Here is a 24,972-nt window from a genome sequence, read left to right as displayed (position 1 = left end):
GGTGGGGCGGGTTATGTCCATTGAGAAATGACGGCGGCCAGCCGCGATCGCAGCTCGGCTAGGGGAATCTTCTCTAAAATTTCCATGGCAAATCCGTAGATCAGCAGCCGCTGAGCCTGGGGAGCACTAATGCCGCGGCTTTGCAGGTAGAAAATTTCGTCGGCCTGGAGCTGGCTGACCGTGGCCCCGTGGGCGCATTTGACGTTGTCGGCCACAATCTCGAGCTGGGGCTTGGTATCGATCCTGGCCTGGTCAGAGAGCAGCAGGTTGCGGTTGAGCTGGCTGGCACTGGTGAACTGGGCCTTTTGGGCCACGGCCATGCGCCCGTTAAAGACGCTGTGGGAGCGACCGTCGGCGATCGCCTTGTGTTCCTGCTCCACTATCCCGTGGGGATGGCTGAGGGCTACCAGGCTGTGGGTGTCGATATGCTGGGTAGCGGTAATCGCCCCCAGACCGTAGAGTTTTGTTGTTGTTTGAGCGCCAGTTTGGTACACCTCCCAGTTGTGGCGGGCCAGCTGTGCCCCAAAATCGACGGCGGTACCGACATACTGGCTATCGCGGGCCTGGGTGACTACGGTTTTGCCAATGTGAAAGGTGCCCGCCCCTTCCCGCTGAATGCGGCTGTGGTTGACTTGGGCGCTGGCATCGAGCCAGATCTCAGTGACGGCATTGGTGAGGTGGATGCCAGCAAAGTCGCCCCAAAAGTCTTCCACTAGGGTCAGGCTGCTCCCCGACTCAGCCACCACCAGACAGCGGGGTAGAGCCATCGTGGGGGCTCCCTGGGTGTGGGAGATATAAATAATCTGCATCGGGGTTTCAACCACCACGTTGCGGGGCAGCCAAACCACCACCGCATCTTGAAAGCCGACGGTGTTGAGGGCGGTAAATACCTCGTGGCCACCGCTGGCCTGGGCCAACCGGTCAGCCACCTTTGGCAGCAGCTCAGGCCGACTGCCCAGAGAGCCAACAATAGCGCCCTCAGGCAGGCTACCGAGGTGAGATAGCTCAGCGCTCACCCGACCGTTAACCACCACAATCTGCGCCCCAGCCGTTTCGGGCAGCCGCAACCCAGCTACTCCCGCTTCCGTCCAGGCAGGTTCAGCCGCCGGGGCAAAATCCACGGACAGTAGGGCCGATAGGTCGGTAAAGCGCCAATCCTCCTGGCGAGTCGAGGGAAAGATCTGCTCCTTCAGCAGGGCTTCGGCCCTAGCCCGCAGCTCAGACAGGGCCACCGCTGCTGGCACAGCGGCCTTCAGCTTGCGCCCCAGCCCGGTCAGATAGGCATCTTGCTGAGCCGTCATCGATAGCACGCCCACATCCGCTACAGAATTTTCCATTACGCTGTCACCCCTGCCCGAAATTCCTCCAGCACCCACTCGTAGCCGCGAGACTCAAGCTGCTTGGCCAGGTCTTTGCCACCGGTAGTGATAATGCGGCCATCGGCCATCACATGTACGTAGTCGGGCACGATGTAGTCGAGCAGCCGCTGGTAGTGGGTAATCAGCACCACCGCGTTGTCGGGGTTGGCCAACTGGTTCACGCCACCGGCCACGGTCTTCAAGGCATCAATGTCTAGGCCCGAGTCGGTCTCATCGAGAATGGCCAGGGTGGGTTCCAACAGCGCCATCTGTAAGATCTCGTTGCGCTTTTTCTCGCCCCCCGAGAAGCCTTCATTGACGCTGCGATCGAGGAACGAGGCCTCCATTTTGACCACGTCGAGCTTTTCTTCGATCAGGTCGTCAAAGTCAAACACGTCGATCTCTTCATCGCCCCGCGCCTTGCGGTGGGCGTTGTAGGCTACCCGCAAAAAATCGCGGTTGCTCACCCCAGGAATTTCGAGCGGATACTGAAAGGCCAAAAAGATCCCGGCAGTGGCGCGATCGTGGGGGTCTAGGGCTAAAACATCCTGGCCCTTAAAGACCATCTCCCCCGCCGTCACCTCGTAGTCTGGGTGGCCCGCGAGCACCTTCGAGAAGGTGCTTTTGCCCGAGCCGTTGAGGCCCATAATGGCGTGAATTTCACCGGCCCTAACCTCTAGATTGAGGCCCTTGATAATTTCGGTGCCATCCACGCTGGCGTGAAGGTTACGCACCGAGAGAATAATATCGCTGTTGTCATTAATCATGGCTCTTTATCTCGTAGGGTGGGCCTCGCCCACCATGCTCCTAACTGCGTTTCCAGCCCTGTCGGCTGGGGGATTTCTCTATAAAAGAGATTCTCTTTTGGTGGGCGGTGCCCACCCTACCGGGCCTTAAGGGAAGGATCTCGTAGGGTGCATTCGCGCTAGCAATGCACCATTCAAGAATTTTTGCAAAGACGGTGCATTCGCGAAGCAATGCACCCTACCCGATTACCCCACCGTGTTTTCGAGCTTGAGGGCCAGCAGCTTGTCGGCCTCAGCGGCAAACTCCATGGGCAGCTTGTTGAACACGTCGCGACAGAAGCCGCTGATGATCATTGACACTGCATCCTCGGGGGAAATACCCCGCTGGGCAAAGTAAAACAGCTGGTCTTCACCAATCTTGGAGGTTGAGGCTTCATGCTCAACCTGGGCCGTGCTGTTCTGCACCTGAATGTAGGGGAAAGTGTTGGCGCTGGAGGTGTCACCAATTAGCATCGAGTCGCATTGGGAATAGTTGCGGGCACCCTGGGCCTTAGGGCCAATTTTGACCAGACCCCGGTAGCTATTCTTAGACTTAGCCGCCGAAATGCCCTTAGAGATAATGGTGCTCTTGGTGTTTTTGCCCACGTGCACCATTTTGGTGCCGGTGTCGGCCTGCTGATAGTTGTTGGTCAGCGCTACCGAATAGAACTCACCGACGGAGTTATCACCCACCAGCACGCAGCTGGGATACTTCCAGGTAATGGCCGAGCCGGTTTCTACCTGGGTCCAGGAGATCTTAGAGTTTTTGCCGGAGCAGAGGCCGCGCTTGGTGACAAAGTTGTAGATGCCGCCCTTGCCGTTTTCGTCGCCCGCGAACCAGTTTTGCACGGTGGAGTAATTGATCGTGGCGTCATCCATGGCAACCAACTCTACGATCGCCGCATGGAGCTGGTTGCTGTCGTACATGGGGGCGGTGCAGCCTTCCAGGTAGGTGACCGAGCTACCTGACTCGGCCACAATCAGCGTCCGCTCAAACTGCCCCGAGTCGCCGTTATTGATGCGGAAGTAGGTGGACAAGTCCATGGGGCACTGGGTGTCCTTAGGAATGTACACAAAGGACCCATCGCTGAAGACTGCGGAGTTCAGCGCTGCAAAGTAGTTGTCGCCAATGGGAACCACCGTACCCAGGTATTTCTCGACCAGCTCGGGGTGCTCTTGCAACGCTTCGGAGATCGAACAAAAAATTACCCCCGATTCGGCCAGCTTATCCTTGAAGGTAGTCGCCACCGAAACGCTGTCAAAAATGGCGTCCACCGCTACGTTGGCCAGCCGCTTTTGCTCCGAGAGAGGAATCCCCAGCTTCTCGAAGGTGTCGAGCAGGGTGGGGTCAACTTCGTCCAGGCTACCCAGTTTTTTGGCCTGGGTTTTGGGGGCCGAGTAGTAGACGATGTTTTGGTAATCGATGGGGGGATAGCTGACATTGGGCCAAATCGGCTCAGCCATGGTCAGCCATTTGCGATAGGCTCGCAGTCGAAACTCCAACATGAATTCTGGCTCATTTTTCTTGGCCGAAATCATCCGCACCACATCTTCACTCAGACCGCGAGCGATGGCATCGGTCTCAATGTCAGTGGTAAAGCCGTATTTATAGGGCTGGCTGACGAGGGATTGAACGGAAGCACTCATGGGGTGACCCTCAAAACGGGCGGCAATGGACAAGGAACTCAACGGCGGGCAGAAAACCTAATATTTACTGGTTTCGGTACGAATGGTTTCAAAGGTGATGTCCTGCTGCTCGCCTGCAAACGGGTTGTCAGGGGTGAGAAAGAGCATGCAGTGACATTCTTTGCGCTCTTGCATGGGTACACAGGGGCAATTCCAGTAGATGGTTTTGACCTCTGCCTCTTTGTCTTCATAGTGGCGGCAGGGGCATAGCGGTGACCCAAAGTCGTCTTTGTGCTTGGCCAGACCTTCAATCACCACTGCGGTCACGCCGGGGTCAGAGCAGAAGTAGGTGCCGGTACGCTTGGCGTAGCTCTGAGCGAAGTTGCGCATCAGCTCTAGGTTTTTGTCGGTGGCCTGGGTGGTGTTGGTGTCAGTCATTACAAAACTCTTACGCTACACAGCCCAATGATTTTATACAATTAAAGCAACACTTTAGTTGCCTAACTATCTTTAGAGTAGTTTAGCAACATAAAAGTTGTCAAAGTCAATTTTCCCTGCCAAGCTGAGGATGCCAATCCGTAATTTCGGATAAATTGGCGATCGCGCAGCTTTGCCTTGTACGTTCTATGCCTAGGTGGGCCAACGCCATGACCTCTGTGCAGCAACCCTCTACTAAGGATGATATTTTGACCTACCTGCTCAAGCAGGGAGAAGCCTCGGCCCATGACCTGGCGGAGCAGTTTGCCGTCAGTGCCCAGGCGATTCGTCGTCACCTCAAAGATCTGGAAGTAGAAGAGCTGATCGAGCACCGGGCGGTGCGCGAGGGCATGGGCCGACCCAACTACCTCTATCACCTCAGCCCTAAGGGGCGCGATCGCTTTTCGACTAAGTACGATGAGTTTGCGATTTCGCTGCTCGACACCTTGGCGGCCACCGTGGGCAAAGACCAGGTCGGCAATCTATTGCGTCAGCAATGGGAGCGCAAGGCGTTGGACTATCGGGTGCGGGTAAATGCCGCCAGCCTGGCTGGGCGAGTCGCCCAGCTAGTGCAGCTGCGCCAGGAGGAAGGCTATATGGCTGAGTGGCATGAAGTGGGCCCCGAGGGCGAGGCAGGCCAGCCCGGGCCAAGCTACATCATCACTGAGTACAACTGTGCCATTTCCCACATTGCCGAATCTTTCCCGAGTGTCTGCGGCCACGAGTTAGAGATGTTTCAGCTCGCCCTGGGCGACGATTGCCGGGTACAGCGCACCCATTGGCTGGTGGAAGGTGAGCATCGCTGCGGCTACCTGGTGCAGGGGCAAGGCTAGAGTGCCTGGGTGGTTTATGCCTGCCAACATCGCCGCTGTGGCTAAAATTTGCTCTCAGCAAAAATTCAGTCAGCCCTGGTAGGGTAGCGCTCAAGCATTTTTCTGTAGAGCCATGACCATTGAGCCTGTAGAGCTTGAGATTTCACCAGACTGTCGTCGGATCGTCCTCTGCGGCGGTCCTTACAGCAACTTTGGGGCCGTGGAGGCATTTTTGGCGAAAACAGCCGATATTCCTGCCCGATTTTGTTTGGGGGATATGGGTGGTTTTGGCCCTGAGCCCAACCGAACGCTGGATTTGCTCCGACAGGCCGAGGTGGTTTGCCTCCAGGGCAACTACGACTACGCCATCGGGGCAGGAGCGCGGGACTGCGGCTGTGGCTATGCCGACCCGCGTGATCAGCGGTTTGCCCAGATCAGCTATGACTATACCTACGCCCATACTGCCCCAGGACATCGAGAGTGGCTGCGATCGCGGCCGCCATTGATACGGCTGCGGTGGGGGGACAGCGCTCTGCTGCTGTGCCACGGTAGCCCTGACCAAGTCAACGAATTTGTCTGGGAATCGACCACCGATGACACCTGGATTCAGGCTTGCTTAGAGCGTTACGAGGTAGATGGCATTTGCGCCACCCATACCGGTATTCCCTGGGTGCGGCAGGTGCCCAACGGTTTTTGGTGCAATGTAGGGGTGCTGGGCCGCCCCGCCCATGAAGGTCAGCCCCACGTTTATTACGCCGAGTTAACCCTGGCCCCAGGGAAGGCGATGCCAACGCCCCAGCTGGTACCGCTGACCTATGACCCCAGGCCCGTAGTTGCAGCGATGGCCGCTGCTGGGCTACCCCAAGAATTTCAGGACTCTCTACTGAGCGGAGTTTGGACGACCTGTGCAGCGGTGCTGCCGGAGGCGGAGCGTAGGGTCAAATCGCGCCTGCCTGCGGAGGTACTGGCGTAGACAGCTTCAGGTTCATCGTCTAAGCGGATCAATAGTACTACTTTAGCTGCACTATTGACCGCATAGCCTGGTCACGTTTTTTAAGGCATTAACTATGGTTGAAAATACGCTCACCTGGGCACTGCTGGCCGGATACGTTGGCTTATTGTTTTATCTGGTGCGCCAGACGACGCCTAACCGGGTTAGCCCGCCCGAGTTTTTTGAGGGTCAGTCGAGCACGGGGCAGGCCCCGGGGCTATGGCTGCTGGTGGCCAGCGCCGCCATTTCCTGGATTTTTGCTAAATCTATCGATAATGCCGCCAGCCTGGGCAATGCCTTTGGGGTATTGGGCGGATTGGGCTACTCAATTTATTACTTGAGCTTTGTCACGGCGGCGATCGCCCTCTACTTTTTGCGCACTCGGGGTGGGTTTCGCTCGATTCCAGAATTTTTGGTGAGCAAGTACGGCAAGGTCTGTTCGCGGCTGTTTTTGCTGGCGATCGCCATTCGCCTGCTCAACGAGGTGTGGTCAAACACCAAGGTGTTTTCGCTGTACTTTGGCCCCGAAGGCAGCGGTGGCTACTGGCTAGCGGCGGGGGTGGTGACGCTGTTTACGGTCTACTACACCCTGATTGGCGGGCTACGCAGCAGCCTGCTCACCGACGGGGCACAGATGGTGCTGGCGGCGGTGTTGCTGGTGGTGATTTTGGCTACCGTGGGCCCCGGTCTGGCTCGGGAGGGGCTGCCGGTGGTCGATGCCGACACCCGCTCCGCCGCCCTCACGTTTTGTGGTCTGGCCTTTGTACAGGTATTCAGCTACCCCTTCCACGACCCAGTGATGACCGATCGCGCCTTTATTACCGGGCCGCGCACCATGTTCAAGGGGTTTATCTGGGCGGGTGTGGTCAGTGGCGGCTTTATTTTTCTGTTCAGCAGCGTCGGGCTCTACGCCCGGGCCGTCGGCGCTGAGGGCTCGCCTAGCCTGACTGTTCCGGCCCTCTTTGGCCTGCCCATGCTGCTGGTCTTCAACGCCATTATGCTCACCAGTGCGGGCTCGACCCTCGATTCGACCTTTTCGAGCGTGGCCAAGGTGGGGGCGCGCGACTGGTTTCATCGCAAGGGTGCCCCTACCGAGGGGCAGGCCCGCATTGGCCGCTGGTGGATTGTGGCGATCGCGCTGCTGGGCAATGTGCCGCTGCTGAGCATCTACATGGGCGATCGAGTGGGTCCCGCCATTATTTTGGCCACCACCATCAGCGGCACCATGGTGATGGGGTTGGCCCCGATCTTTTTGCTGGCCTTTTTGCCTCAAGCCGGGGCGCTCAGCTTTCACCTGGCCTTTTGGCCAGGCATGCTCTTTGGCGTGCTGCGGGTAGCCGAGAACGTCATGGGTACGGCTATTTTCCCCGCTTGGGTGAGCCTGGGTAGCGGCAAGTATGCTGTTGACCTAGGGGTGAATATCTACGGGCTGCTGCTCTGTACTGCTGGCTATCTGCTGGGAGCCTGGCTGGGCCGGACTAGCGATCAAGAATCCAAAGCGCTGCCCGAGGCCTAGAACGCCGGTACAGAAACCCGGTTTCTACCCTGGGAACGACCCAATCTCCTAGGCAAACCAACGAAGAAACCGGGTTTCTAGCCATACTGAACCGATGCTCTAGAGCAAACCCAAGTCACTCGGGGGAAACGATGACCCCATACCGCTCGGGCAAGCCAATCTGGCCAGTTGTCAATATCCAGCGGCTCCCAGTGAAGTGCGGCGGGCGACCTATCTGTGGCAGCACTATGGTCCGGTTCCCGCCAAAATTCAAAAATGGTATGACACTATAGACACAACATTGGCTGTCAAACTCGTTTCATCCCCATGCTTGACCAATCGCTTCAGTTTCTCACCCCCGAAGAATCGGCAGAGGTCGATAAAGCGCTGCTGTCATCGCCAGAGAAATTTCTGGCCCGACTGACGATTTCTACCGCCAAGCTGCTGCGGGTGATGGCGGCCGATCTCGATACTCCGATCGACGCCCTCACGGCGGTGCAGATCACCCAGTGGTTTGAGCAAGATGCCAAGCTTAAACGCGAACAGGGAGTCAATGCGTCAATACTGAAGTGGCAGTCTGAGGATTTGGAATAAACTAGAAAAGACCATCGCAACACCGTAACTGAGGAAACAGCACGTCATGGGGTTATTTGATCGCGTTAGCCGAGTGGTTCGCTCTAACCTAAATGCGGCGGTGAGTTCGGCAGAGAATCCTGAAAAGATCCTCGATCAGGCGATTATCGATATGCAAGAAGACCTGGTGCAGATGCGCCAGGCGGTAGCCGGGGCGATCGCCAGCCAGAAACGGGTACAGCAGCAGTATGAGCGGGCCAATAATGAGGCTAATACCTGGCAGCAGCGGGCCCAGTTAGCCCTGCAAAAGGGCGACGAAGACCTGGCCCGTCAGGCGCTACTGCGCAAGAAAACCCAGGCCGAAACCGCCGTAGCACTGAAGGGACAACTCGACACCCAGAGCACGACGGTCGAGCAGCTCAAGCGCAACCTGATTGGCCTAGAGAGCAAGCTGTCTGAGGCTAAAACTAAAAAAGACATGCTCAAGGCTCGGGCCAGCGCGGCCAAGGCCAACGAGCAGCTGCAAAACACCACCAGCCGCATGAACACCAGCAGCGCCATGGCCGCCTTTGAGCGCATGGAAGAAAAAGTGCTGCAAATGGAGGCCACCTCCCAGGCCGCCGCAGAATTAGCTGGAGCCGACCTGGAAAGCCAGTTTGCCTCCCTCGAAGCCGGAGGCGACGTCGATTTTGAACTAGCCGCCATGAAGGCACAGCTGTCGGGGGGCAGCGTCGATCAAGGGCAGTTGCCGGCGAGCGAGAGCGCGATTCCGGCGGCTGAGTCAGTGGCGGTCGACGCTGAGCTTGAGGAACTGCGATCGCAGATCGACAAACTCGACTAGGGCTGAGCCACCCCCGGCCCGGCCGGGGGTCAGGAGCCACGGGGTTCAGCGCTAGCCAGCATTTGGTCAACGCTAACCGTGCGATCGCGCCCGCTGTTTTTTGCCCGGTACAGCGCTTTATCGGCCAGGGATATCAGGGCCTGTGGCGTGTCTCCATGGTGTGGAAAGCCAGCTACGCCTAGGGAAATGGTCAGCGGTGGTAGCACCTGACCATTGAAAGACGTGTTGATATACTTCACCGCCCGCCGGATTTTTTCGGCTCGCCTGATCGCTACCTCTGGGGTGGTGTCGAGCAGCATCATGCAAAACTCTTCACCCCCGTAGCGGTAGACAATATCCTGGGAGCGCACGTAGCCCCGCAGCAGCATGCCCATGTTTTGTAAAACGGCATCGCCCGCCTGATGGCCGTAGGTGTCATTGATGGCTTTGAAATGGTCGATGTCAATCAAAATAATGCTGATATTCTGCTGGCCGGCCTGGCAGAGGCCATCGAGCACAGTTTCGGCATGGCGGCGGTTGAGCAACCCCGTCAGCGGATCTTTAAGCGCTTTATCCTGCAAGTCTTCCAGCAGCAGTAGCCGCTGTATCACAAATAAAATTTGCTCCGAGAGCTGCTTGAGCAATTTCGTCTGGCCTGGGTTACCGGACGCAGCCTGCATCTGGACCAGATGCAGAGCACAGGTGGTGTCGTTGATCGTGCCCAGCACAATGCATAGGATGTCCTGCTGAGGGCAATTGGTGACCTGGCCCTGGCGGCGCTTTTGGCCAACCCTAGGTGACTGGCTCGATAGCCGACCTGGGTCATAGCCGCACCGCTGTTCAACCGCCCTCAATGCTGCGGTGTCGCCCCACGCGGTGAGTACCGTAAAACTCTCCGAGGAGCCCTCCGCAGACCGGGCCAACAGCACCAGACGACCCGCCTGATGGGGACAAAAGCGGGGTAAATAGGTCGCCAACAGCTGACCCAGTTGTTTGTAAGACAGACAGGACTGGAGCTGAGCCACCAGGTCTACCAGATGCCGATGGCCTTGGTGGAGGGGGTCATGGGTTGGGTCAACAGCACTCAGCGCTTCCACCCGCGATAAAAAATCGTCGGGCCGGACCGGGGCGATGATCGGTAGATCTGGGCTCGGCACCGACTGGAGGGCGGGGCCTAACGGCGGGATTAGGGTGAGGCAGAGCAGCAGCAGCTGACTGAGATACCGCAGGGTTTGAACCTGCGCCTCGCTCAGCTGATCGACGGCCAACCCAGGCACATAAATTCTCAGTTGATAGCGAACGGTGGCGCTGTGCAGTCGCCCTACCAGAACGGTGGCCTCAGGATGGGAAGGCGCTCGGCTATAGGTGCCCAGGGAAAGCTGATCGTGGTTGCGGGTGGTGCCTGCGATCGGCTGGCTCAGCAGTAGCTCTCGTAGGGTATTGAGAGGCAGTTGACCGTAGTTCATCAATCCGCCGTTGCGCCAATCATCACCCATCTGCACGGTCATCGCCAACTGGGTAACCGCCAGGGTTAGTGAGGTGAGCCTTAGAAAATTGCATAGGGCCGGGTAGGCATCCCCTAGGGTTGCAGGTTGAACTCGGGTCATGTTTGGGAGAACCCCAGCAAAACAAGGGCATTGAGAAAAGGTGTTAAAAAGTCTTGGCAGACTTTTTAGCCAGCAGGACCAGGGGACGGTAATTGAAAGACAGTGCGGGCCGGGACAACCAAAGGTTTTATAATTAAGCATTCCCCGATGCGTTATTTTTGGATGCATTAGTTTTTGCTTACCCCTGGTGAGCCAGAGCCAGATCCCCCTCTTTTCCAAGCCCCATGCAAATTGCCCAGCGCATCAGGCCTCTCCAGGCCAATGTCTTTGCCGATATGGATCGGGCCAAGGCAGCTGCCCGAGCCGCAGGCAAGACCATTGTCGATCTATCCCTGGGGTCTTCGGATCTGCCGACGCCGCCCCACGTGCTCGCTGCGATCGCAGCGGCCCTCCCCGATCCCACCACCCATGGCTACTGTTTGTTTTCGGGCACCCAGGCCTTTCGCCAGGCAGCGGCCCGCTGGTACACCGATAAGTTTGGCGTCGCGGTCGATGCCGAAACCGAGGTGTTGCTGCTGATCGGCTCCCAGGAGGGCACCGCCCATCTGCCCTTAGCCATTCTCAACCCCGGCGATTTTGCCCTACTCATGGATCCCGGCTACCCATCCCACGCAGGGGGCGTATACCTGGCCAACGGGCAAATCTACCCCATGCCCCTGCATGCCGAAGCCGGATTTTTGCCTCGGTTTGCCGATATTCCGCTGGCGGTACTCGAACAGTCACGGCTGATGGTGCTCAGCTACCCCCATAACCCCACCACCGCCACGGCTTCCCTGGAGTTTTGGCAAGAGGCCGTGGCGTTTTGCCAGCGACACAATCTAGTGTTAGCCCACGACTTTCCCTACGCTGATCTGACCTTTACCGGCAAGCCAGCGGTCTCAGCGTTGCAGGCCGACCCTGGCAAAACCTGTACGGTCGAGTTTTTCACGATGTCAAAGTCTTACAACATGGGGGGCTTTCGGGTGGGGTATGCCATTGGCAACGCCCAGATCATTGCGGCCCTGCGCCAGGTCAAAGCCATCGTAGATTTTAATCAGTATCCGGGCATTCAGCGGGGGGCGATCGCCGCCCTCACTGGCTCCCAAGACAACGTCCAAACCGTCATCGACACCTTTCGCCAACGGCGAGATGCGGCAGTAGTGGCCCTAGACGCCATCGGCTGGACGGTGCCTACCCCCGAGGCCACCATGTACCTCTGGGCTCAGCTGCCCGAACCCTGGGGCCAGCAATCGACAGAGTTTTGCCTACGCCTGGTCGAGCAAACTGGCGTCGCCCTAGCTCCCGGTATCGGCTTTGGCAAATCTGGAGAGGGCTACGTGCGCATAGCCCTGGTGCACCCACCCGAAGCCATCAGTCGGGCCATTGCCCAGATCGCTGGGTTTCTCGGCTAGAGGTCGAGGTTTTTCTACTGCTAAGGGTGTAGTGGGTAACTGATTGACCACCCAGCTAGGGCTCAACCGCCAAGCCGAAATGAGTTAACGACTAGACCCAGCTGACCTCAGCCCTGTGGCTGAGGTTTTCTACATCAAGCACGGGTTAAGACCAACGTAGCTGAGTTAAGGTTTTAGTTAACTGAGCCAGCTCTTGGTCAATGTTTGGTGACACCATTCATTACTATCTAGAGTGCAACTATGGGGCTGCCAGACCTTAGCGGTAGTGGTTCCGGTTCTTAGGTCAGACCTAAAGGTAATGGTGCTATATCCATCCGACCCTGCTGATGGTCGAGTTCGCGTTGTGGTAGTAGAAGACGACAACGCGAATCGCTTATTTTTTGCTGATTACCTGACTTTTACTGGGTTTGAGGTGCTGGCTTTACCCCATGGGCTCGACCTTGAACAACAACTAAAAGCCTTTCAGCCCCAGCTGCTGTTGCTCGACCTAGGGCTACCTGAGATTGACGGTTATACCCTGCTAAAACAGATCCGCTCATCGCCTGTTTGGCGGCATTTGCCGGTGGTGGTGGTATCGGGTTACGCCTTTGCCGAAGATCAACACCGCGCCTTGGCCTTGGGGGCACAGCGATATCTAGTCAAGCCTGTGCCTTTGCAGCAGCTCACCCAAACAGTTTATGCCGTTTTGCAACTGCCCCAATCTAGGGATTGCCCATAGCCAGTAGCTATCTCTTGGCTATGGAAGTTGCCTTAATTGACTCGGTATGAGGATGCTGAAGTGGCACTACGACAGATTGCCCCCACCTGGTCCAGGGCGCTGGTCGGCTAGAAACTGCTCTACATCTCGACTGAGTAGCTGTACCGCTTCACCGATGTCAGCAATACTGCGCTCTAGCTGAGACGACACCACCATGGCCGACTGGAGTCGGTTGAGGATGTCTTTAATTTGTTCGCGATAACGGACTTCAAAGGCTTTGGGATCCATAGGGAGTGACGATACGATCAGGAACAGAATGTAACTATAGATACATGCCTCTGACGGTAATTTCAGGGAAATGTCTAAAATATCTACATTAATAGCGTAATAGAAATCCAAATAAATGTATCAAAATAATTTATGATTTAAGTGTAATTACTTGATTACCTGAGCAGATAAAATTTTCCAGACAAGAACCCCAGCTGGGCAGCGGGAAACCGCCCAGCGGATAGAAACTTCCCTAGCGAATTTACCGTTATCCTAATGAGTACCTAACGGTTTAGACCAACAGGATAGCCCGTGAGTTCTATGGCTCAGCCCATCACTCTGGTTAATGACCCCGATCGCTTAGAGGCGCGGCTTAAAGAGATCCCCAAAGAGCCGGGGGTTTACTTTATGAAAGATAGCCGCGATCAGACGCTCTACATCGGTAAGTCGAAGTGCCTGCGGACGCGGGTGAGGTCCTACTTTCGCGATTTTCATGGCCACATGCCCCGCATCGCTGTGATGGTGATGCAGATTGTCGAAATCGAGTTCATCGTCACCGATACCGAGGCTGAGGCGCTGGCCCTAGAGGCCAATTTAATCAAGCAGAATCAGCCTCACTTCAACGTGCTGCTGAAGGATGACAAAAAGTATCCCTACCTCTGCGTCACCTGGTCAGAAGACTACCCCCGCATTTTTATTACCCGTAAGCGGCGTAAAAGCCTGAAGGATCGCTACTATGGCCCCTACGTCGATGTGGGGCTGTTGCGCAGCACCCTGCATCTGGTAAAGCGGATATTTCCCCTACGCCAGCGGCCCCAGCCGGTACACCGCGATCGCCCCTGCCTCAACTACGACATTGGCCGCTGCCCCGGCGTTTGCCAGCAGCTGATCTCCTCCGAGGACTACCACAAGACCCTACAGCGGGTGGTGATGGTGTTTCAGGGCCGCACCACCGAGCTGGTGGATATTCTCACCGCCCAGATGGAGCAGGCGGCTGAGGAGCTCAAGTTTGAGTTGGCGGCGCGACTGCGCGACCAGATTCGTGGGCTAGAGCGACTGTGTGCCGACCAGAAGGTGGCCCTGCCCGATGACACGGTGTCGCGGGATGCGATCGCCCTGGCGACTGACGACAACTATGCCTGTGTGCAGATCTTTCAGGTGCGGGCCGGTCGCCTGGTGGGGCGGCTGGGCTTCACCGCCGATGCCGAATCGGGCACACCGGGGGAAATCTTGCAGCGAGTGCTGGAGGATCACTACCAGACCGTGGAGGCGGTGGAGATCCCAGCGGTGATTTTGGCCCAGCACGAGCTACCGGAGAGCGAGATTTTGGCCGACTATCTGACCCAACGCCGGGGCCGCAAGGTCTCGGTCGAGGTGCCCCAGCGCCAGACCAAGGCCGACCTGATCGAGATGGTCGAGCGCAATGCCCAATATGAGTTGGCCCGCACCCAGGCTGCCGCCGATCGCAACATTCAGGCCCTGCAAGATCTGGCGGTTGCCCTCGACCTGCCCGACCTGCCCAAACGCATCGAAGGCTACGACATCTCCCACATTCAGGGGTCTGATGCGGTGGCCTCCCAGGTGGTGTTTGTGGATGGCATGCCCGCCAAGCAGCACTACCGCCACTACAAAATCAAAAACCCCGAGGTGCGGGCGGGCCACTCCGACGACTTTGCCAGCATGGCCGAGGTGATTCGTCGTCGCTTTCGCCGTTACGCTACCGATCCGTCCAGACAGCGCCTAGGCAACCCCGACTGGCCCGACCTGGTCATGATCGACGGCGGCAAGGGCCAGCTCTCAGCGGTAGTGGACGTGCTCAGGGAACTGAATCTGCTCCAGGAGATCAACGTCGTCAGCCTGGCCAAAAAGCGCGAGGAGATCTTCTTGCCCGGCGAATCGCTTCCCCTCGCCACCGCAGCTGACCAGCCCGGTGTACAGCTGCTGCGCCGCCTGCGCGATGAGGCCCACCGCTTTGCCATTAGCTTTCACCGCAAAAAGCGCACTGACCGGATGCGGCGATCGCGGCTCTCAGAAATTCCCGGCCTGGGGCAGCACCGCCAGAAGGAGCTGCTGGCTGCGTTCCGCTCCATCGATTACATTCGCGAGGCTAGCCCCGAGCAACTGGCTACTGTCCCCGGCATTGGCCCCCAACTGGCACAGCAGATCTACGAATACTTCCATCCCCAAGCCGAAGAAATTGAGGAGATGGCCTAGGGCGGCGCCACGGCCCTGGTCGTGGGGGTCTGGGGGCAACGAAATGCCCCCGGCAGCAGATCTGGCTTTCAACCCCATGCCCCCTATCCGTCCTCGCTAGCTGCACAAAACAAATCCCGCTCGGGCGAATGCCATTCGCCCCTACCAACTGCTCTCCGCCTGAGCGTTATGCCGATGGGAAACTGCTTACACTAGGGATAGCTCTCTATGCCGATCGCTCCATGACCATCGACACCAATCTGTTAGAACTACTATTCAACGGCGCTAACCTCTTTGTGCTGCCATTTTGGACCTTGATGGTGCTGCTGCCCAATACCAAACTCACCCGCACTGTGATGGGGTCGCTACTGCCCTTCGCCGCCCTGGCCGGGCTTTACCTGTTTCTTTTCGTTACCAGTTTCAATAATGTAGAGGGCATCGAAGCGCTGTCTGACCCCAACCTCAGCCTGCCCGATCTGGCCGCCCTGTTTGCCAACCCCCACGTCACCGCCACCGGCTGGGTGCACTATCTGGTGTTTGACCTGTTTGTGGGTCGCTGGATCTACTGGCAGGGTCAGGAGAGTGGTGTGTTTACCCGACACTCCTGCGCCCTCTGCCTGTTCGCGGGTCCCTTAGGGCTGCTGTCGCACCTGCTGACAGACGCGGTGTGGAAGCGGGTCGTGGGCAGCCAGGTAGAAGAGGCGATGGGGTAAGTGAGACGGCGTTAGGGATGCCAAGACGAGGGGGTTCTTGCTGGCTATAGAATCCAGATTTTCTGACGCCGCACCGCTGGGCTCTGCTCTCGTCTCTCCAGCCAACCACCTCCCCTATCCCCCACATCTCCTACTCCCGCTGTCCCCAAAGGGTGATACAACTATGCCAATGTTGGCCAGTTAGATAAAACGCGATGAATTTTTCGGTCTTATGGTTCGGGAATCAGAAGCACCCTTGGGCAGGTCGTCAATGGCGGCGGGTGGTACAGTTTGTCGGGCTATTTGGGTTGTGTTTTGCGATCGCCCTGGGCTGTGCAGGCAATAACCAGCCCGCTGCCGAGGTGACCGCCGCTGATGAGAGCAGTCGCATTGCCATTGGCACCACATTGACGGCACGCACCCTCGACCCCGCCGACGCCTACGAGACCTTCCCCGGTATTTTGCTCTATAACCTGGGCGATCGCCTCTATACCTACGAACCTGGTACCACCAACCTAGTGCCCCAGCTGGCCACCGCCATGCCCACCGTCAGCGCCGACGGCCTCACCTACACCATTCCCCTGCGGGACGATGTCACCCTCCACGACGACACGCCGTTTAATGCTGAGGTGATGGCCTTTTCGATTCAGCGCTTTATGGAAAATGGCGGTCGCCCGGCTTACCTGCTAGCGGACAAGATTGCCAGCGCTGAAGCCACGGCTGAGCACGAGCTTACCCTTACCCTCAAAGCGCCCTTCGCGGCGTTCCCGGCCCTGCTCAGTTTTTCAGGCGTTACCCCAGTTTCTCCCCAGAGCTATGAGATTGGCAGTGGTAGCTTTAGCCCCGATAGCTTTGTCGGTACCGGCCCCTACAAGCTCGCCTCGTTTACCAGCGACTCGATTAAACTCGATGTCAACGAAAGCTACTGGGGTGAAGCCCCTGCCAATGACGGCATTGATATTCAAATCTTTACCAGCCCGGCCAACCTCTACAACACGTTTACAACCGGTGGTCTAGATATCGCCTACCAAACCCTTGACCCCGACCAAATTGCAGCTCTGGAGCGCGACGCCAACTCCGGTGGCTGGCAGGTGATCGAGGCAGGCACCAACGTGATCAATTACATGGCCCTCAATCAAAAGATTGCCCCTCTGGATAATGTCACCGTACGCCAGGCGATCGCCGCCATGATCGATCGGCCTCTGATTAACGAGCGCGTGTTTCAAGGGCAGGCTGAACCACTGTACAGCCTGATTCCGGCCAGCTTTGACATTGCCAAGCCTGTGTTCAAAGAAGCCTACGGCGACGGCAACTTTGCCAAGGCCAAAACCCTGCTGGGTGAGGCGGGCTTTTCAGAGACGCAGCCGCTCAATGTAGAAATTTGGTACCCCTCTGCCTCCACTACCCGCAGCATCGTCGCCAATACCCTCAAAGAATCGATCGAAGCAGGTTTGCCGGGGTTGGTCACCGTGACGGTGCAAAACACCGAAGGCGCTACCCTGTGGGAAAACGTGGGCAAAGGCATCTATCCCATTATTCTTTCGAACTGGTACCCCGACTACTACGACCCCGACACCTTTATTCAGCCCTTCATGAGCTGTGAAACGGGCAGCAACCAGATCTGCGAAGCTGGCCCTGCCCAGGCCACTGGATCGTTTTACTACAGCCCCAAGGCCAATGAGCTTGTCACCAAGCAGCAGGCCGAGCAAGACCCGGTCGCCCGGCAAATGGTAATCACCGAGATTCAGCAGCTCATGGTCGAAGATGTGCCCTATATTCCCCTATGGCAAAACAAAGACTACGTCTTTGCCCAGGATGGGGTCGAGGGCGTCGCCATTGAACCCACCCAACAGTTCTTGCTGTGGCAGATCGAGAGAGGATAAGGCTCTATGTCTTCTCGCTCTGCGGCTCTGCGCTTCTACGTCGTCACCCGGCTGCTGCTGGCACCGTTGATGATTTTAACCATTACCACGGTGGTGTTTTTGCTGCTGCGGGCCACGCCGGGCGACCCCGTGGACGCACTCCTGGGGGCCAGGGCGCCTGAGGCCGCTAAGGATGCTATGCGATCGCAGCTCGGCCTCGATCAACCGCTGCTAATTCAATACCTCAACTACTTAGGCCAACTGCTGCGCCTAGATTTAGGGTCGTCCCTGGCGACCCAGGGGCAAACCGTTTGGGACATTATTCAGGCTCACTTTCCGGCCACGGTGGAGTTAACGGTGTGCGGCATGATCGTGGCGACAGTGGTGGGCGTGGGCGTGGGTGCCCTGGCGGCTTCGCGGCCCAACTCGCCGTTGGATGCGGGCGGACGGCTATTTGGCATCATTACCTACGCCATTCCGATGTACTGGTTTGGCATGATTTTGCAGCTCATTTTTGCGGTACAGCTGCGCTGGTTTCCCATCGGCACCCGCTACCCGCTGCGGGCCACCCCGCCATCTGGGCCCACCGGGCTTTACCTACTCGACAGCCTGCTGTCGCTAGATCTTGACGCTTTTTTTACCACCCTCTACTACCTCGCTCTACCCAGCCTGACCCTGGGCATTTTGATCAGCGGGGTGTTTGAGCGCATGGTACGGGTCAACCTAAAGCAAACCCTGGCGGCAGACTATGTAGAAGCCGCGCGAGCCAGGGGCATTCCAGAGCGGCGGATTGTGCTGGTTCATGCCCTCAAAAACGCCATGATTCCGGTAATCACGATTTTGGGCCTCACCTTTGCCGCCATGCTGGGGGGGGCCGTGCTGACAGAGGTGACTTTCTCGTGGCCAGGGCTGGCCAATCGGCTATACGAAGCCATTTCCCAACGCGACTATCCAGTCGTTCAAGGGCTGATGGTGTTTTTTGCCATGATTGTGGCGGTGATCAGCATCGCCATCGATATTTTGAATGCCTACATTGACCCCCGCATTCGCTATTAGATAGGTTTCCAGGGAAGATTTAACCTACACACTTTGACCTCAGTAGGTTGATTGGCCCCATGGAACGAAACTTTTTGTTGACCCGCTATCGCCAGGGCAAACGCGACTTTAGCTGGGCCGACCTGACCCAAGCCCACCTGGCCCAGGCTCAGCTACCGGGCATTAACCTGACCCGAGCTAATTTATCCGGGGCCGATCTGTCTGGCGCTGACTTGAGTGGGGCCAACCTGTTTAAAGCCAATTTGAGCGGGGCCAATCTGGTCGGTGCTGACCTGGCTGGGGCCAATCTGCGCCGAGCCGATTTGACCGGGGCCAGAGTTGAGCTGGCGCAGCTACACCAGGCCGATACCCACGGCATGGTTGGGGTCGAGATGCCCGTTGTTGAGAGGCCAAAGGCAGTCTGTGGGGAGGCCGAGGATAGGGACAGCCATAGGATCGTGGCGCGGGTGGATGAGGCTGCGATCGCTCCCTCTCTCTCACCACTGGAGCCAGCGCCCGTTGCCCCTCCCCCCGCTACCCCAAACAATCATCGCGAGGTGCTGATCTCGCTGCTGATGATGGGCCTGGGCTACCTGTTCTATGGACTAGCGCTGGGTTCACAACAGGTACCCTTGGGATTGAGGCTACTGGCGTGGCTCCCCCTGGGGCTGGGCCTGGGGTCAGAAGCATGGGTCTGGTTTGTACCGCCGCTGGGCCTAGTGGGGGCAGTGGTGGCGATAGAAGTCTCGCTGGCGGTGTTGATCTTTACCCTGCCAGTGGTGCTGGGCATTGCAGTGGCTCTGGCCATAGGCGGCAGCATTTTGGGCTGGAGCTGGGGTAAAACCCTCAAGACCACCGTGTGGTTTGGCAGTCTAGTCTTGGTGGCGATGCAGGGGGCAACCTGGCTGTTTGACGGCAGCAATGCCTACGGTGGTGGCGGCATTGTAGTGAATTTCAGCACTGCTCAGCTGGCGTTGCTGTTGGGCCTGGGATGGGTAACCGTGATGCGAGGAGCGCTGGCCTACGGACAGATGGCGACACTGGGTGTTTTAAAGGCACGCCAGGGGCTCTATATTGGCGGCGCGGCAGCGGCGGGGCTGCTGCTGGGGCCACTGCTCAGAGGCTAGATAGCATGCTTCCTAGGAAGCAACGCCGAGGTTAACCGGTGACTACCAAGTCAGGTCGCAGATCGCGAGCACCACGGAGATAGACATGTTGAATCTTATCGTGGAGAACCGGGAGTTGCACATGCATCAACACTCGAATGCAGCAGGGCAGGCTACCCTCTACGTGCATATGCTGCACATCCAGCAACGCGATATTGTCCCAGTGGGGGCGCTGACGAGCGATCGCAGCGGGAAAGATCGCATCTAGATCGCGGGTGACCGAAAACGTGGCGCTGATAATGCAGGCCGGATCGAGCTGGTTGTGGGCTTCGAGAGCATCAACCAGCTCTGTCACAGCCTCTCGAATGGCCCCTTCAGTATTTTCAGGTACGGTCACTGCGCCTCGAATTGCCCACACTCGCCAGTCCACGCTGAAACCTCCAAAGGTCATTCTTCAAAAACCCTAGCACCACCGCTGGAGGCAACTGGGGCAGTGAATTGCCTGCATTTTACAGCTTTCATCCTACCAGGCCTGGGATCTGGGCCTTAGATTCAGGGCCGATAGAGCCACAGAGGTAAGCCGCTGGTAGAGCGTTCAAACGCTAACCACTCCAGCGTGGCGTTGAGCGCTGGTACCGCCAGTTCAGGATAGGGTAACTCAACCCCAGAACGAGCCAGGGCGCGACTACTGCCCGGCACCAGCCGTTTGAGCAGTGGTTTTTTCTCATCAAAGGTAATGCATTCGGCCTTATCCGGGTCGAGGTCGACCAACTCGGCAGCCCAGCGACGGGCATCTTCTTCACTACCCAGGCGATCTACTACGCCCAGTGCTAATGCCTGCTCGCCAGTAAAAATGCGGCCATCGGCAAAACCCCGTACGGTATCTTCGCTCAGCCGCCGAGCCTCGGCAACGGTTTTGACAAACTGACCGTAGCTGACATCGATCAACTCCTGCAAAATTGATTTTTCGGGATCGGTCAACTCGCGGTCAAAGGCCAGAATGTCTTTGTAGGGGCCAGATTTAATCACCTTAAACGACACCCCCACCCGGTCGAGCAGACGCTCCAGGTTGTTGCCCCGCAAAATCACGCCGATGCTGCCGGTAATGGTGCCAGGGTTAGCCACAATGTGGTCGGCTCCCATGCCGATATAGACCCCACCGGAAGCCGAGATATTGCCAAAGCTGGCCACTATTTTTAGCTTATCTTTGAGGCGGCGCAAGGCCGTGTAGATCTCCTGGGAATCGCCCACAGTACCGCCGGGGCTATCGATACGCAGCAGTAGTGCCGGAAACTGCTTTTCCTCAATTTCTTTAAGCGCCTCTAGCATCCGCTTGCGGGTAGCAGCGGCAATCACACCTGTAACTTCAATGCGGGCAATAGACTTACGCGAACGGGGTGAAAACGGCCAGACCATAGGGTTATCGTCACATATAGGCGAATTAGCGGTAATACACAGACGCTGAGGGAACTGAGCACGCTCAGGCTGCGTTTTATTGTAGCCAAAACAACAGTACCCTGGGGCGACAGCTAAGGGCTCAACCAGGGCATCAGCCCTCCTGGGAGACAGCACCCCCATCTAGAACTGCGTTAACATTCCTTAAGGTAATTTTCACCGCCGCGATCGCACTCTTCTGGTTTTATGGCTTCGACCTCTGCGTCTCCCCCGGCTTCTCGCCATCCCATCGTTCTGATTGCCCCATTTTTTCTATGGGGCACGGCGATGGTAGCGATGAAAGGGGCGATGCCCCACACCGCGCCGTTTTTTATGGCCGGTATCCGGCTGGTGCCGGCGGGCGTTGTGGTGTTGCTGGCGGGTCTGATCCTCAAACGCCCTCAGGCCATTAGTTGGCAGGGGTGGCTGTGGGTGGCTCTCTTTGCCCTGGTGGATGGAACCCTATTTCAAGGATTTTTAGCGGCGGGGCTGCAGCGAACGGGGGCCGGCCTGGGGTCAGTCATGATTGACTCGCAGCCTCTGGCCGTGGCAATTATGGCCAGGGGGCTCTTTGGCGAGCACATTGGTGCCCTGGGCTGGATTGGTTTAATGTGGGGCATCGCCGGAATTAGCTTGCTGGGCCTACCCGACGACTGGATTTTGTCGCTGCTCCATGGTGATATTGCCTGGCTGACCGGGGGTACGGCCCTAAACACGCTGCTTCAAGGCGGCGAGTGGTTGATGTTGCTGGCGGCGTTGTCGATGGCAACGGGCACAATTTTGATTCGCTACGTCTGCCGCCACGTCGATCCGGTAGTGGCGACCGGCTGGCATATGGTGCTGGGAGGGTTACCGTTATTTGGTCTATCGGTTTTGGGCGAAGCCCAGCCCTGTCAGGGGTTGACGGGGCTAGACTGGGGTGCGATCGCCTATGCGACTCTGTTTGGCAGCGCCCTGGCCTACGGTATCTTTTTCTTCTTGGCGGCCCAAGGTAATTTGACCAGCCTCAGTGCCCTGACCTTCTTGACCCCGGTATTTGCCCTCCTGTTTGGCAATCTGTTTTTAGGTGAAACTTTGAGTCCCTTGCAGTGGTTTGGGGTAGGTTTCACCCTGATTAGCATCTACCTAATTAACCAGCGCGATGTACTCACCCAGAAACTGCGCCAGGGAGTCTTGGCCTACGCGGCAGCTACCGCCCCTAAGAGCACTCCGACTGAACCCAAATAATCGACTAACCTCGGTTGATATCGTTCTTTTGCTGCCCTGCTCTATGTAGAACAGGGTAAGTTACTTTAGGGGCATCTAACTGAAGCACCCTGATCGCCAGCTATAGGCTATATGAGCGTTAGCATGCCGTCGCGTGGAAAGAAGCTAAGCCACATCAAATACACCGCGCTCGGGGTTGGTACCCTGGTTCTATCGGCTGGGCTGCTGAGTCTAGCCCCCTCAAGGTCAGGGGTTAGTGCTGTGGCTACTCAATCAGAACCAAGCGATTCACTAAAGGCACGATCGCTGGTCGCTATCGGTGCGGTAACCCAGCAACCCGGTCTGAGGCAACCCGGTCTGAGGCAACCCGGTCTGAGGCAACCCGCTGTCATGGCTATTCCCAGTGTTTTCTTGGCAGAAGCCGTTGCCCCATCGTCTACCGTTGCCGGTCCTCAGGCAGAGAGGGCACCGACCAGCCGGAGCAAACTAGGGTGGATCTTAGGCAGCGTGGTTCTACTTGGTGGCCTGGGGGGAGGGCTGGTATTGGCGCGATCGCAGTTCCAAAAATCTACCAAACCCCGCCTGTCAGATCAGGCGACCGATTCAGACTCCGATCTATCCGGCCCGAATCTATCCGACGGTACGCAAGCTTCGGCAGCATCGGTTCCCCAGAAAGCAGCAGGTTTGCCCATTGAGACCGAGCCAGCCGCCGATCAGGCGTTAGACACCACCCGACTGAGCTCCGTCGATATAGTCGATTCCCTAGTCGGCGAGCTATCTAGCCTCGATGGCAGCGTCCGCCGCCACGCCATCTGGGAGTTGGGGCAGCGGGGGCATTCGGCGGCGATCGCCCCCTTAGTCAACGGTCTTCTCGCCGCCGACTCCCAGGAAAAAAGTCTGATCCTCGCCGCCCTGGCCGAGATTAGCAGCCGCAACCTCAAGCCAATGTATCGGGCCTTGGCCCTGGGCTTGCAAGATCCCAGCCCCGAGGTACGCAAAAATGCCATTCGTGACCTCAGTCGGGTTTACGATACGGTGGCGCAACTCAGCCCCATGCTGGCCCACGCAGCCCAAGACCCCGATCCTGAAGTGCAGGCAACCGCCCAGTGGGCACTGAGACAGCTTAACCGCAGCCCCGCAGCCCCTTACCCCGGCATGCTGCCTTCAGACGCTGACTCCCAGGCGTCTTCCTGCGACAATAGCCATCTTCCTCCCAGCTAGTCCAGCCATGCCGTTTCCCACCCGTCGTCTTTTACTCGTCTCAACCCCGGTTGGGCCTTTGGGCTCTGGCCTAGGCGGCGGCGTAGAACTCACTCTGCTCAATCTTTATAAGGGCTTGACAGCCCAAGGACATCACATCACCGTCCTGGCCCCTGAGGGGTCTCACCTGGGAGATGTGCCCATCGTGGAGATTGCCGGGCAGCTTCAACCCACTGCCCATACCCAGGGCCGCGATACCCCCATCGTTCTCCCCAGCAACAGCGTGCTGGGGCAGATGTGGTGTCACGCCCGACAGCACCAAGACCAATACGATCTGATTGTGAATCTAGCCTACGACTGGCTACCGTTTTATCTCACAGAGTTTTTCGCTACTCCGGTGGCTCACTTTGTCACCATGGGCTCCCTCAGTGACGCTATGGATGCCGCTATTCACCGAGTAGCGCATCGGTTTCCCCACCGTCTGGGAGCCTACACCCGTACCCAGGCAGAAACCTTTGGAGTTGCCGATGCCTTCGAGATTCTCAGTAGTGCCGTTGATCTAGACCTATACCAGTTTTGCCCCACGCCGGGTAATGCCCTCGCCTGGCTGGGGCGCATCTCTCCTGAGAAGGGGCTAGAGGACGCTCTAGAGGCCGCGACGATCGCCCAGGCACCCCTCAAAATTTTGGGCAAGCTAGAAGACGCTGACTATTGGCAACAACTCTGCCAGCGCTTTCCCAGTGCTGTTGACAGCTATCTGGGCTTTTTGCCTACCCACGAGCTGCAGCAAGTGCTGCGTCAGTGCCGTGCCCTGGTGATGACACCCCGCTGGGTCGAAGCCTTTGGCAATGTGGCGATCGAAGCGCTGGCCTGCGGCGTGCCGGTGATTGCCTATCAGCGGGGTGGCCCGACTGAAATTGTACAGCCAGGTAAAACAGGTTGGCTGGTCGCCCCTGACCATGTGCCCGGGCTAGTGGATGCGATCGCCAACATCGACTCTCTCGATCGCCACGCCTGTCGTCACCAAGCCGAAACGGACTACTCCCTGAGCGCCCTGACAACCCGCTTTGAGTGCTGGTTTGAAACCATCATCACAGCCCAATCGGCCTAAGAGTGTTCCAACTAAATACCTATCTGGTGTCTCTCCGCGACCGGCCCACTGGGCCAAGTTCGCGTTTCTGATCGGGATGTTTTTTTAGGTGGAATACTCTAAATGCTCTTAACGGGTGACAAGGGTACTCAACGTCATGCGGTACAGGGCTTTGAGACAATAAAGGGGACAAAAAATAGGGAGCCTCAGTGCAGCTCCCCTAAACCAATATGTTTCCTGCATCCTACCAAACCA

At 57.6% G+C, this 24,972-nt stretch carries 23 protein-coding genes; 15 read left to right on the top strand and 8 right to left on the bottom strand.

What is annotated here, in order from left to right:
• Positions 1 to 11: 11 nt before the first annotated feature.
• The 4 genes from sufD to IQ254_RS17735 all read right to left on the bottom strand — a co-directional run bounded on the left by sufD (position 12) and on the right by IQ254_RS17735 (position 4,207).
• Entirely contained in the window at positions 12 to 1,337 is a 1,326-nt protein-coding gene (gene sufD, locus IQ254_RS17750) for a Fe-S cluster assembly protein SufD (RefSeq protein ID WP_193967494.1), read from the bottom strand.
• Positions 1,337 to 2,125: a Fe-S cluster assembly ATPase SufC gene (gene sufC, locus IQ254_RS17745; protein WP_193967493.1), complete on the bottom strand. Its 789-nt coding sequence runs from the start codon at positions 2,123 to 2,125 to the stop codon at positions 1,337 to 1,339. The genes sufD and sufC overlap by 1 nt, the downstream gene beginning before the upstream one ends.
• A 225-nt stretch (positions 2,126 to 2,350) precedes the next feature.
• A complete protein-coding gene (sufB, locus tag IQ254_RS17740) occupies positions 2,351 to 3,790 on the bottom strand; it encodes a Fe-S cluster assembly protein SufB (RefSeq protein WP_193967492.1) in 1,440 nt (479 codons plus the stop codon).
• A 57-nt stretch (positions 3,791 to 3,847) separates the two neighbouring features.
• On the bottom strand, positions 3,848 to 4,207 hold the full coding sequence (locus IQ254_RS17735) for a ferredoxin-thioredoxin reductase catalytic domain-containing protein (RefSeq protein WP_193967491.1): 360 nt from the start codon (positions 4,205 to 4,207) through the stop codon (positions 3,848 to 3,850).
• 209 nt (positions 4,208 to 4,416) lie between these two features.
• On the opposite strand from IQ254_RS17735, the gene sufR reads away from it, so the two are divergent.
• The 5 genes from sufR to IQ254_RS17710 all read left to right on the top strand — a co-directional run bounded on the left by sufR (position 4,417) and on the right by IQ254_RS17710 (position 8,958).
• Positions 4,417 to 5,079 carry an iron-sulfur cluster biosynthesis transcriptional regulator SufR gene (sufR, locus tag IQ254_RS17730; RefSeq protein ID WP_193967490.1) on the top strand — a complete coding sequence of 221 codons (663 nt, stop codon included), beginning with the start codon at positions 4,417 to 4,419 and terminating at the stop codon, positions 5,077 to 5,079.
• A 112-nt stretch (positions 5,080 to 5,191) separates the two neighbouring features.
• Positions 5,192 to 6,031, top strand: coding sequence for a metallophosphoesterase (locus tag IQ254_RS17725; RefSeq protein WP_193967489.1), 840 nt, complete (start codon positions 5,192 to 5,194; stop codon positions 6,029 to 6,031).
• Positions 6,032 to 6,125: 94 nt separating this feature from the next.
• Positions 6,126 to 7,565, top strand: coding sequence for a Na+/proline symporter (locus tag IQ254_RS17720; protein ID WP_193967488.1), 1,440 nt, complete (start codon positions 6,126 to 6,128; stop codon positions 7,563 to 7,565).
• 306 nt (positions 7,566 to 7,871) lie between these two features.
• The gene (locus IQ254_RS17715) at positions 7,872 to 8,138 is read left to right on the top strand and encodes a hypothetical protein (RefSeq protein ID WP_193967487.1); all 267 of its coding nucleotides are present in this window, start codon (positions 7,872 to 7,874) and stop codon (positions 8,136 to 8,138) included.
• A 46-nt stretch (positions 8,139 to 8,184) separates the two neighbouring features.
• Complete coding sequence (locus IQ254_RS17710) at positions 8,185 to 8,958, top strand: PspA/IM30 family protein (protein WP_193967486.1); 774 nt, start codon at positions 8,185 to 8,187, stop codon at positions 8,956 to 8,958.
• A gap of 29 nt (positions 8,959 to 8,987) precedes the next feature.
• On the opposite strand, the gene IQ254_RS17705 is transcribed toward IQ254_RS17710, so the two are convergent.
• Positions 8,988 to 10,544, bottom strand: a complete 1,557-nt coding sequence (locus IQ254_RS17705) for a GGDEF domain-containing protein (RefSeq protein ID WP_193967485.1) — start codon at positions 10,542 to 10,544, stop codon at positions 8,988 to 8,990.
• 224 nt (positions 10,545 to 10,768) lie between these two features.
• On the opposite strand from IQ254_RS17705, the gene IQ254_RS17700 reads away from it, so the two are divergent.
• A complete protein-coding gene (locus IQ254_RS17700; protein ID WP_193967484.1) occupies positions 10,769 to 11,935 on the top strand; it encodes an LL-diaminopimelate aminotransferase in 1,167 nt (388 codons plus the stop codon).
• A gap of 298 nt (positions 11,936 to 12,233) precedes the next feature.
• On the top strand, positions 12,234 to 12,653 hold the full coding sequence (locus tag IQ254_RS17695; RefSeq protein WP_193967483.1) for a response regulator: 420 nt from the start codon (positions 12,234 to 12,236) through the stop codon (positions 12,651 to 12,653).
• 66 nt (positions 12,654 to 12,719) lie between these two features.
• Here the strand turns inward: IQ254_RS17695 and IQ254_RS17690 are convergent, their stop codons facing one another.
• The gene (locus IQ254_RS17690; protein ID WP_193967482.1) at positions 12,720 to 12,920 is read right to left on the bottom strand and encodes a hypothetical protein; all 201 of its coding nucleotides are present in this window, start codon (positions 12,918 to 12,920) and stop codon (positions 12,720 to 12,722) included.
• A gap of 300 nt (positions 12,921 to 13,220) precedes the next feature.
• On the opposite strand from IQ254_RS17690, the gene uvrC reads away from it, so the two are divergent.
• The 5 genes from uvrC to IQ254_RS32575 all read left to right on the top strand — a co-directional run bounded on the left by uvrC (position 13,221) and on the right by IQ254_RS32575 (position 19,808).
• Positions 13,221 to 15,113: an excinuclease ABC subunit UvrC gene (gene uvrC, locus IQ254_RS17685; protein ID WP_193967481.1), complete on the top strand. Its 1,893-nt coding sequence runs from the start codon at positions 13,221 to 13,223 to the stop codon at positions 15,111 to 15,113.
• A gap of 221 nt (positions 15,114 to 15,334) precedes the next feature.
• The gene (locus IQ254_RS17680) at positions 15,335 to 15,805 is read left to right on the top strand and encodes an ABA4-like family protein (RefSeq protein ID WP_193967496.1); all 471 of its coding nucleotides are present in this window, start codon (positions 15,335 to 15,337) and stop codon (positions 15,803 to 15,805) included.
• 194 nt (positions 15,806 to 15,999) lie between these two features.
• Complete coding sequence (locus IQ254_RS17675; RefSeq protein ID WP_193967480.1) at positions 16,000 to 17,667, top strand: ABC transporter substrate-binding protein; 1,668 nt, start codon at positions 16,000 to 16,002, stop codon at positions 17,665 to 17,667.
• Positions 17,668 to 17,673: 6 nt separating this feature from the next.
• Complete coding sequence (locus IQ254_RS17670; protein WP_193967479.1) at positions 17,674 to 18,702, top strand: ABC transporter permease; 1,029 nt, start codon at positions 17,674 to 17,676, stop codon at positions 18,700 to 18,702.
• A gap of 59 nt (positions 18,703 to 18,761) precedes the next feature.
• Positions 18,762 to 19,808, top strand: a complete 1,047-nt coding sequence (locus tag IQ254_RS32575; RefSeq protein ID WP_193967478.1) for a pentapeptide repeat-containing protein — start codon at positions 18,762 to 18,764, stop codon at positions 19,806 to 19,808.
• A gap of 31 nt (positions 19,809 to 19,839) precedes the next feature.
• On the opposite strand, the gene aroH is transcribed toward IQ254_RS32575, so the two are convergent.
• Together aroH and sppA are read right to left on the bottom strand one after the other, a co-directional pair.
• The gene (gene aroH / locus IQ254_RS17660; protein ID WP_228040833.1) at positions 19,840 to 20,238 is read right to left on the bottom strand and encodes a chorismate mutase; all 399 of its coding nucleotides are present in this window, start codon (positions 20,236 to 20,238) and stop codon (positions 19,840 to 19,842) included.
• A 101-nt stretch (positions 20,239 to 20,339) separates the two neighbouring features.
• Positions 20,340 to 21,203, bottom strand: coding sequence for a signal peptide peptidase SppA (gene sppA / locus IQ254_RS17655; protein WP_193967477.1), 864 nt, complete (start codon positions 21,201 to 21,203; stop codon positions 20,340 to 20,342).
• A 225-nt stretch (positions 21,204 to 21,428) separates the two neighbouring features.
• Here sppA and IQ254_RS17650 point away from each other — a divergent pair, with 225 nt between their 5' ends.
• The 3 genes from IQ254_RS17650 to IQ254_RS17640 all read left to right on the top strand — a co-directional run bounded on the left by IQ254_RS17650 (position 21,429) and on the right by IQ254_RS17640 (position 24,738).
• Positions 21,429 to 22,448, top strand: a complete 1,020-nt coding sequence (locus IQ254_RS17650; protein ID WP_193967476.1) for a DMT family transporter — start codon at positions 21,429 to 21,431, stop codon at positions 22,446 to 22,448.
• Positions 22,449 to 22,817: 369 nt separating this feature from the next.
• Positions 22,818 to 23,648 (top strand): HEAT repeat domain-containing protein, encoded by an 831-nt coding sequence (locus IQ254_RS17645; RefSeq protein ID WP_228040832.1) that lies wholly within the window; start codon positions 22,818 to 22,820, stop codon positions 23,646 to 23,648.
• A 7-nt stretch (positions 23,649 to 23,655) separates the two neighbouring features.
• On the top strand, positions 23,656 to 24,738 hold the full coding sequence (locus IQ254_RS17640; protein ID WP_193967474.1) for a glycosyltransferase family 4 protein: 1,083 nt from the start codon (positions 23,656 to 23,658) through the stop codon (positions 24,736 to 24,738).
• Positions 24,739 to 24,972 lie beyond the last annotated feature (234 nt).

Origin of the sequence: Nodosilinea sp. LEGE 07088 (assembly GCF_015207395.1) — a bacterium.
Classification (GTDB): domain Bacteria; phylum Cyanobacteriota; class Cyanobacteriia; order Phormidesmidales; family Phormidesmidaceae; genus Nodosilinea.
This window is presented reverse-complemented; position numbering and strand designations above follow the sequence as displayed.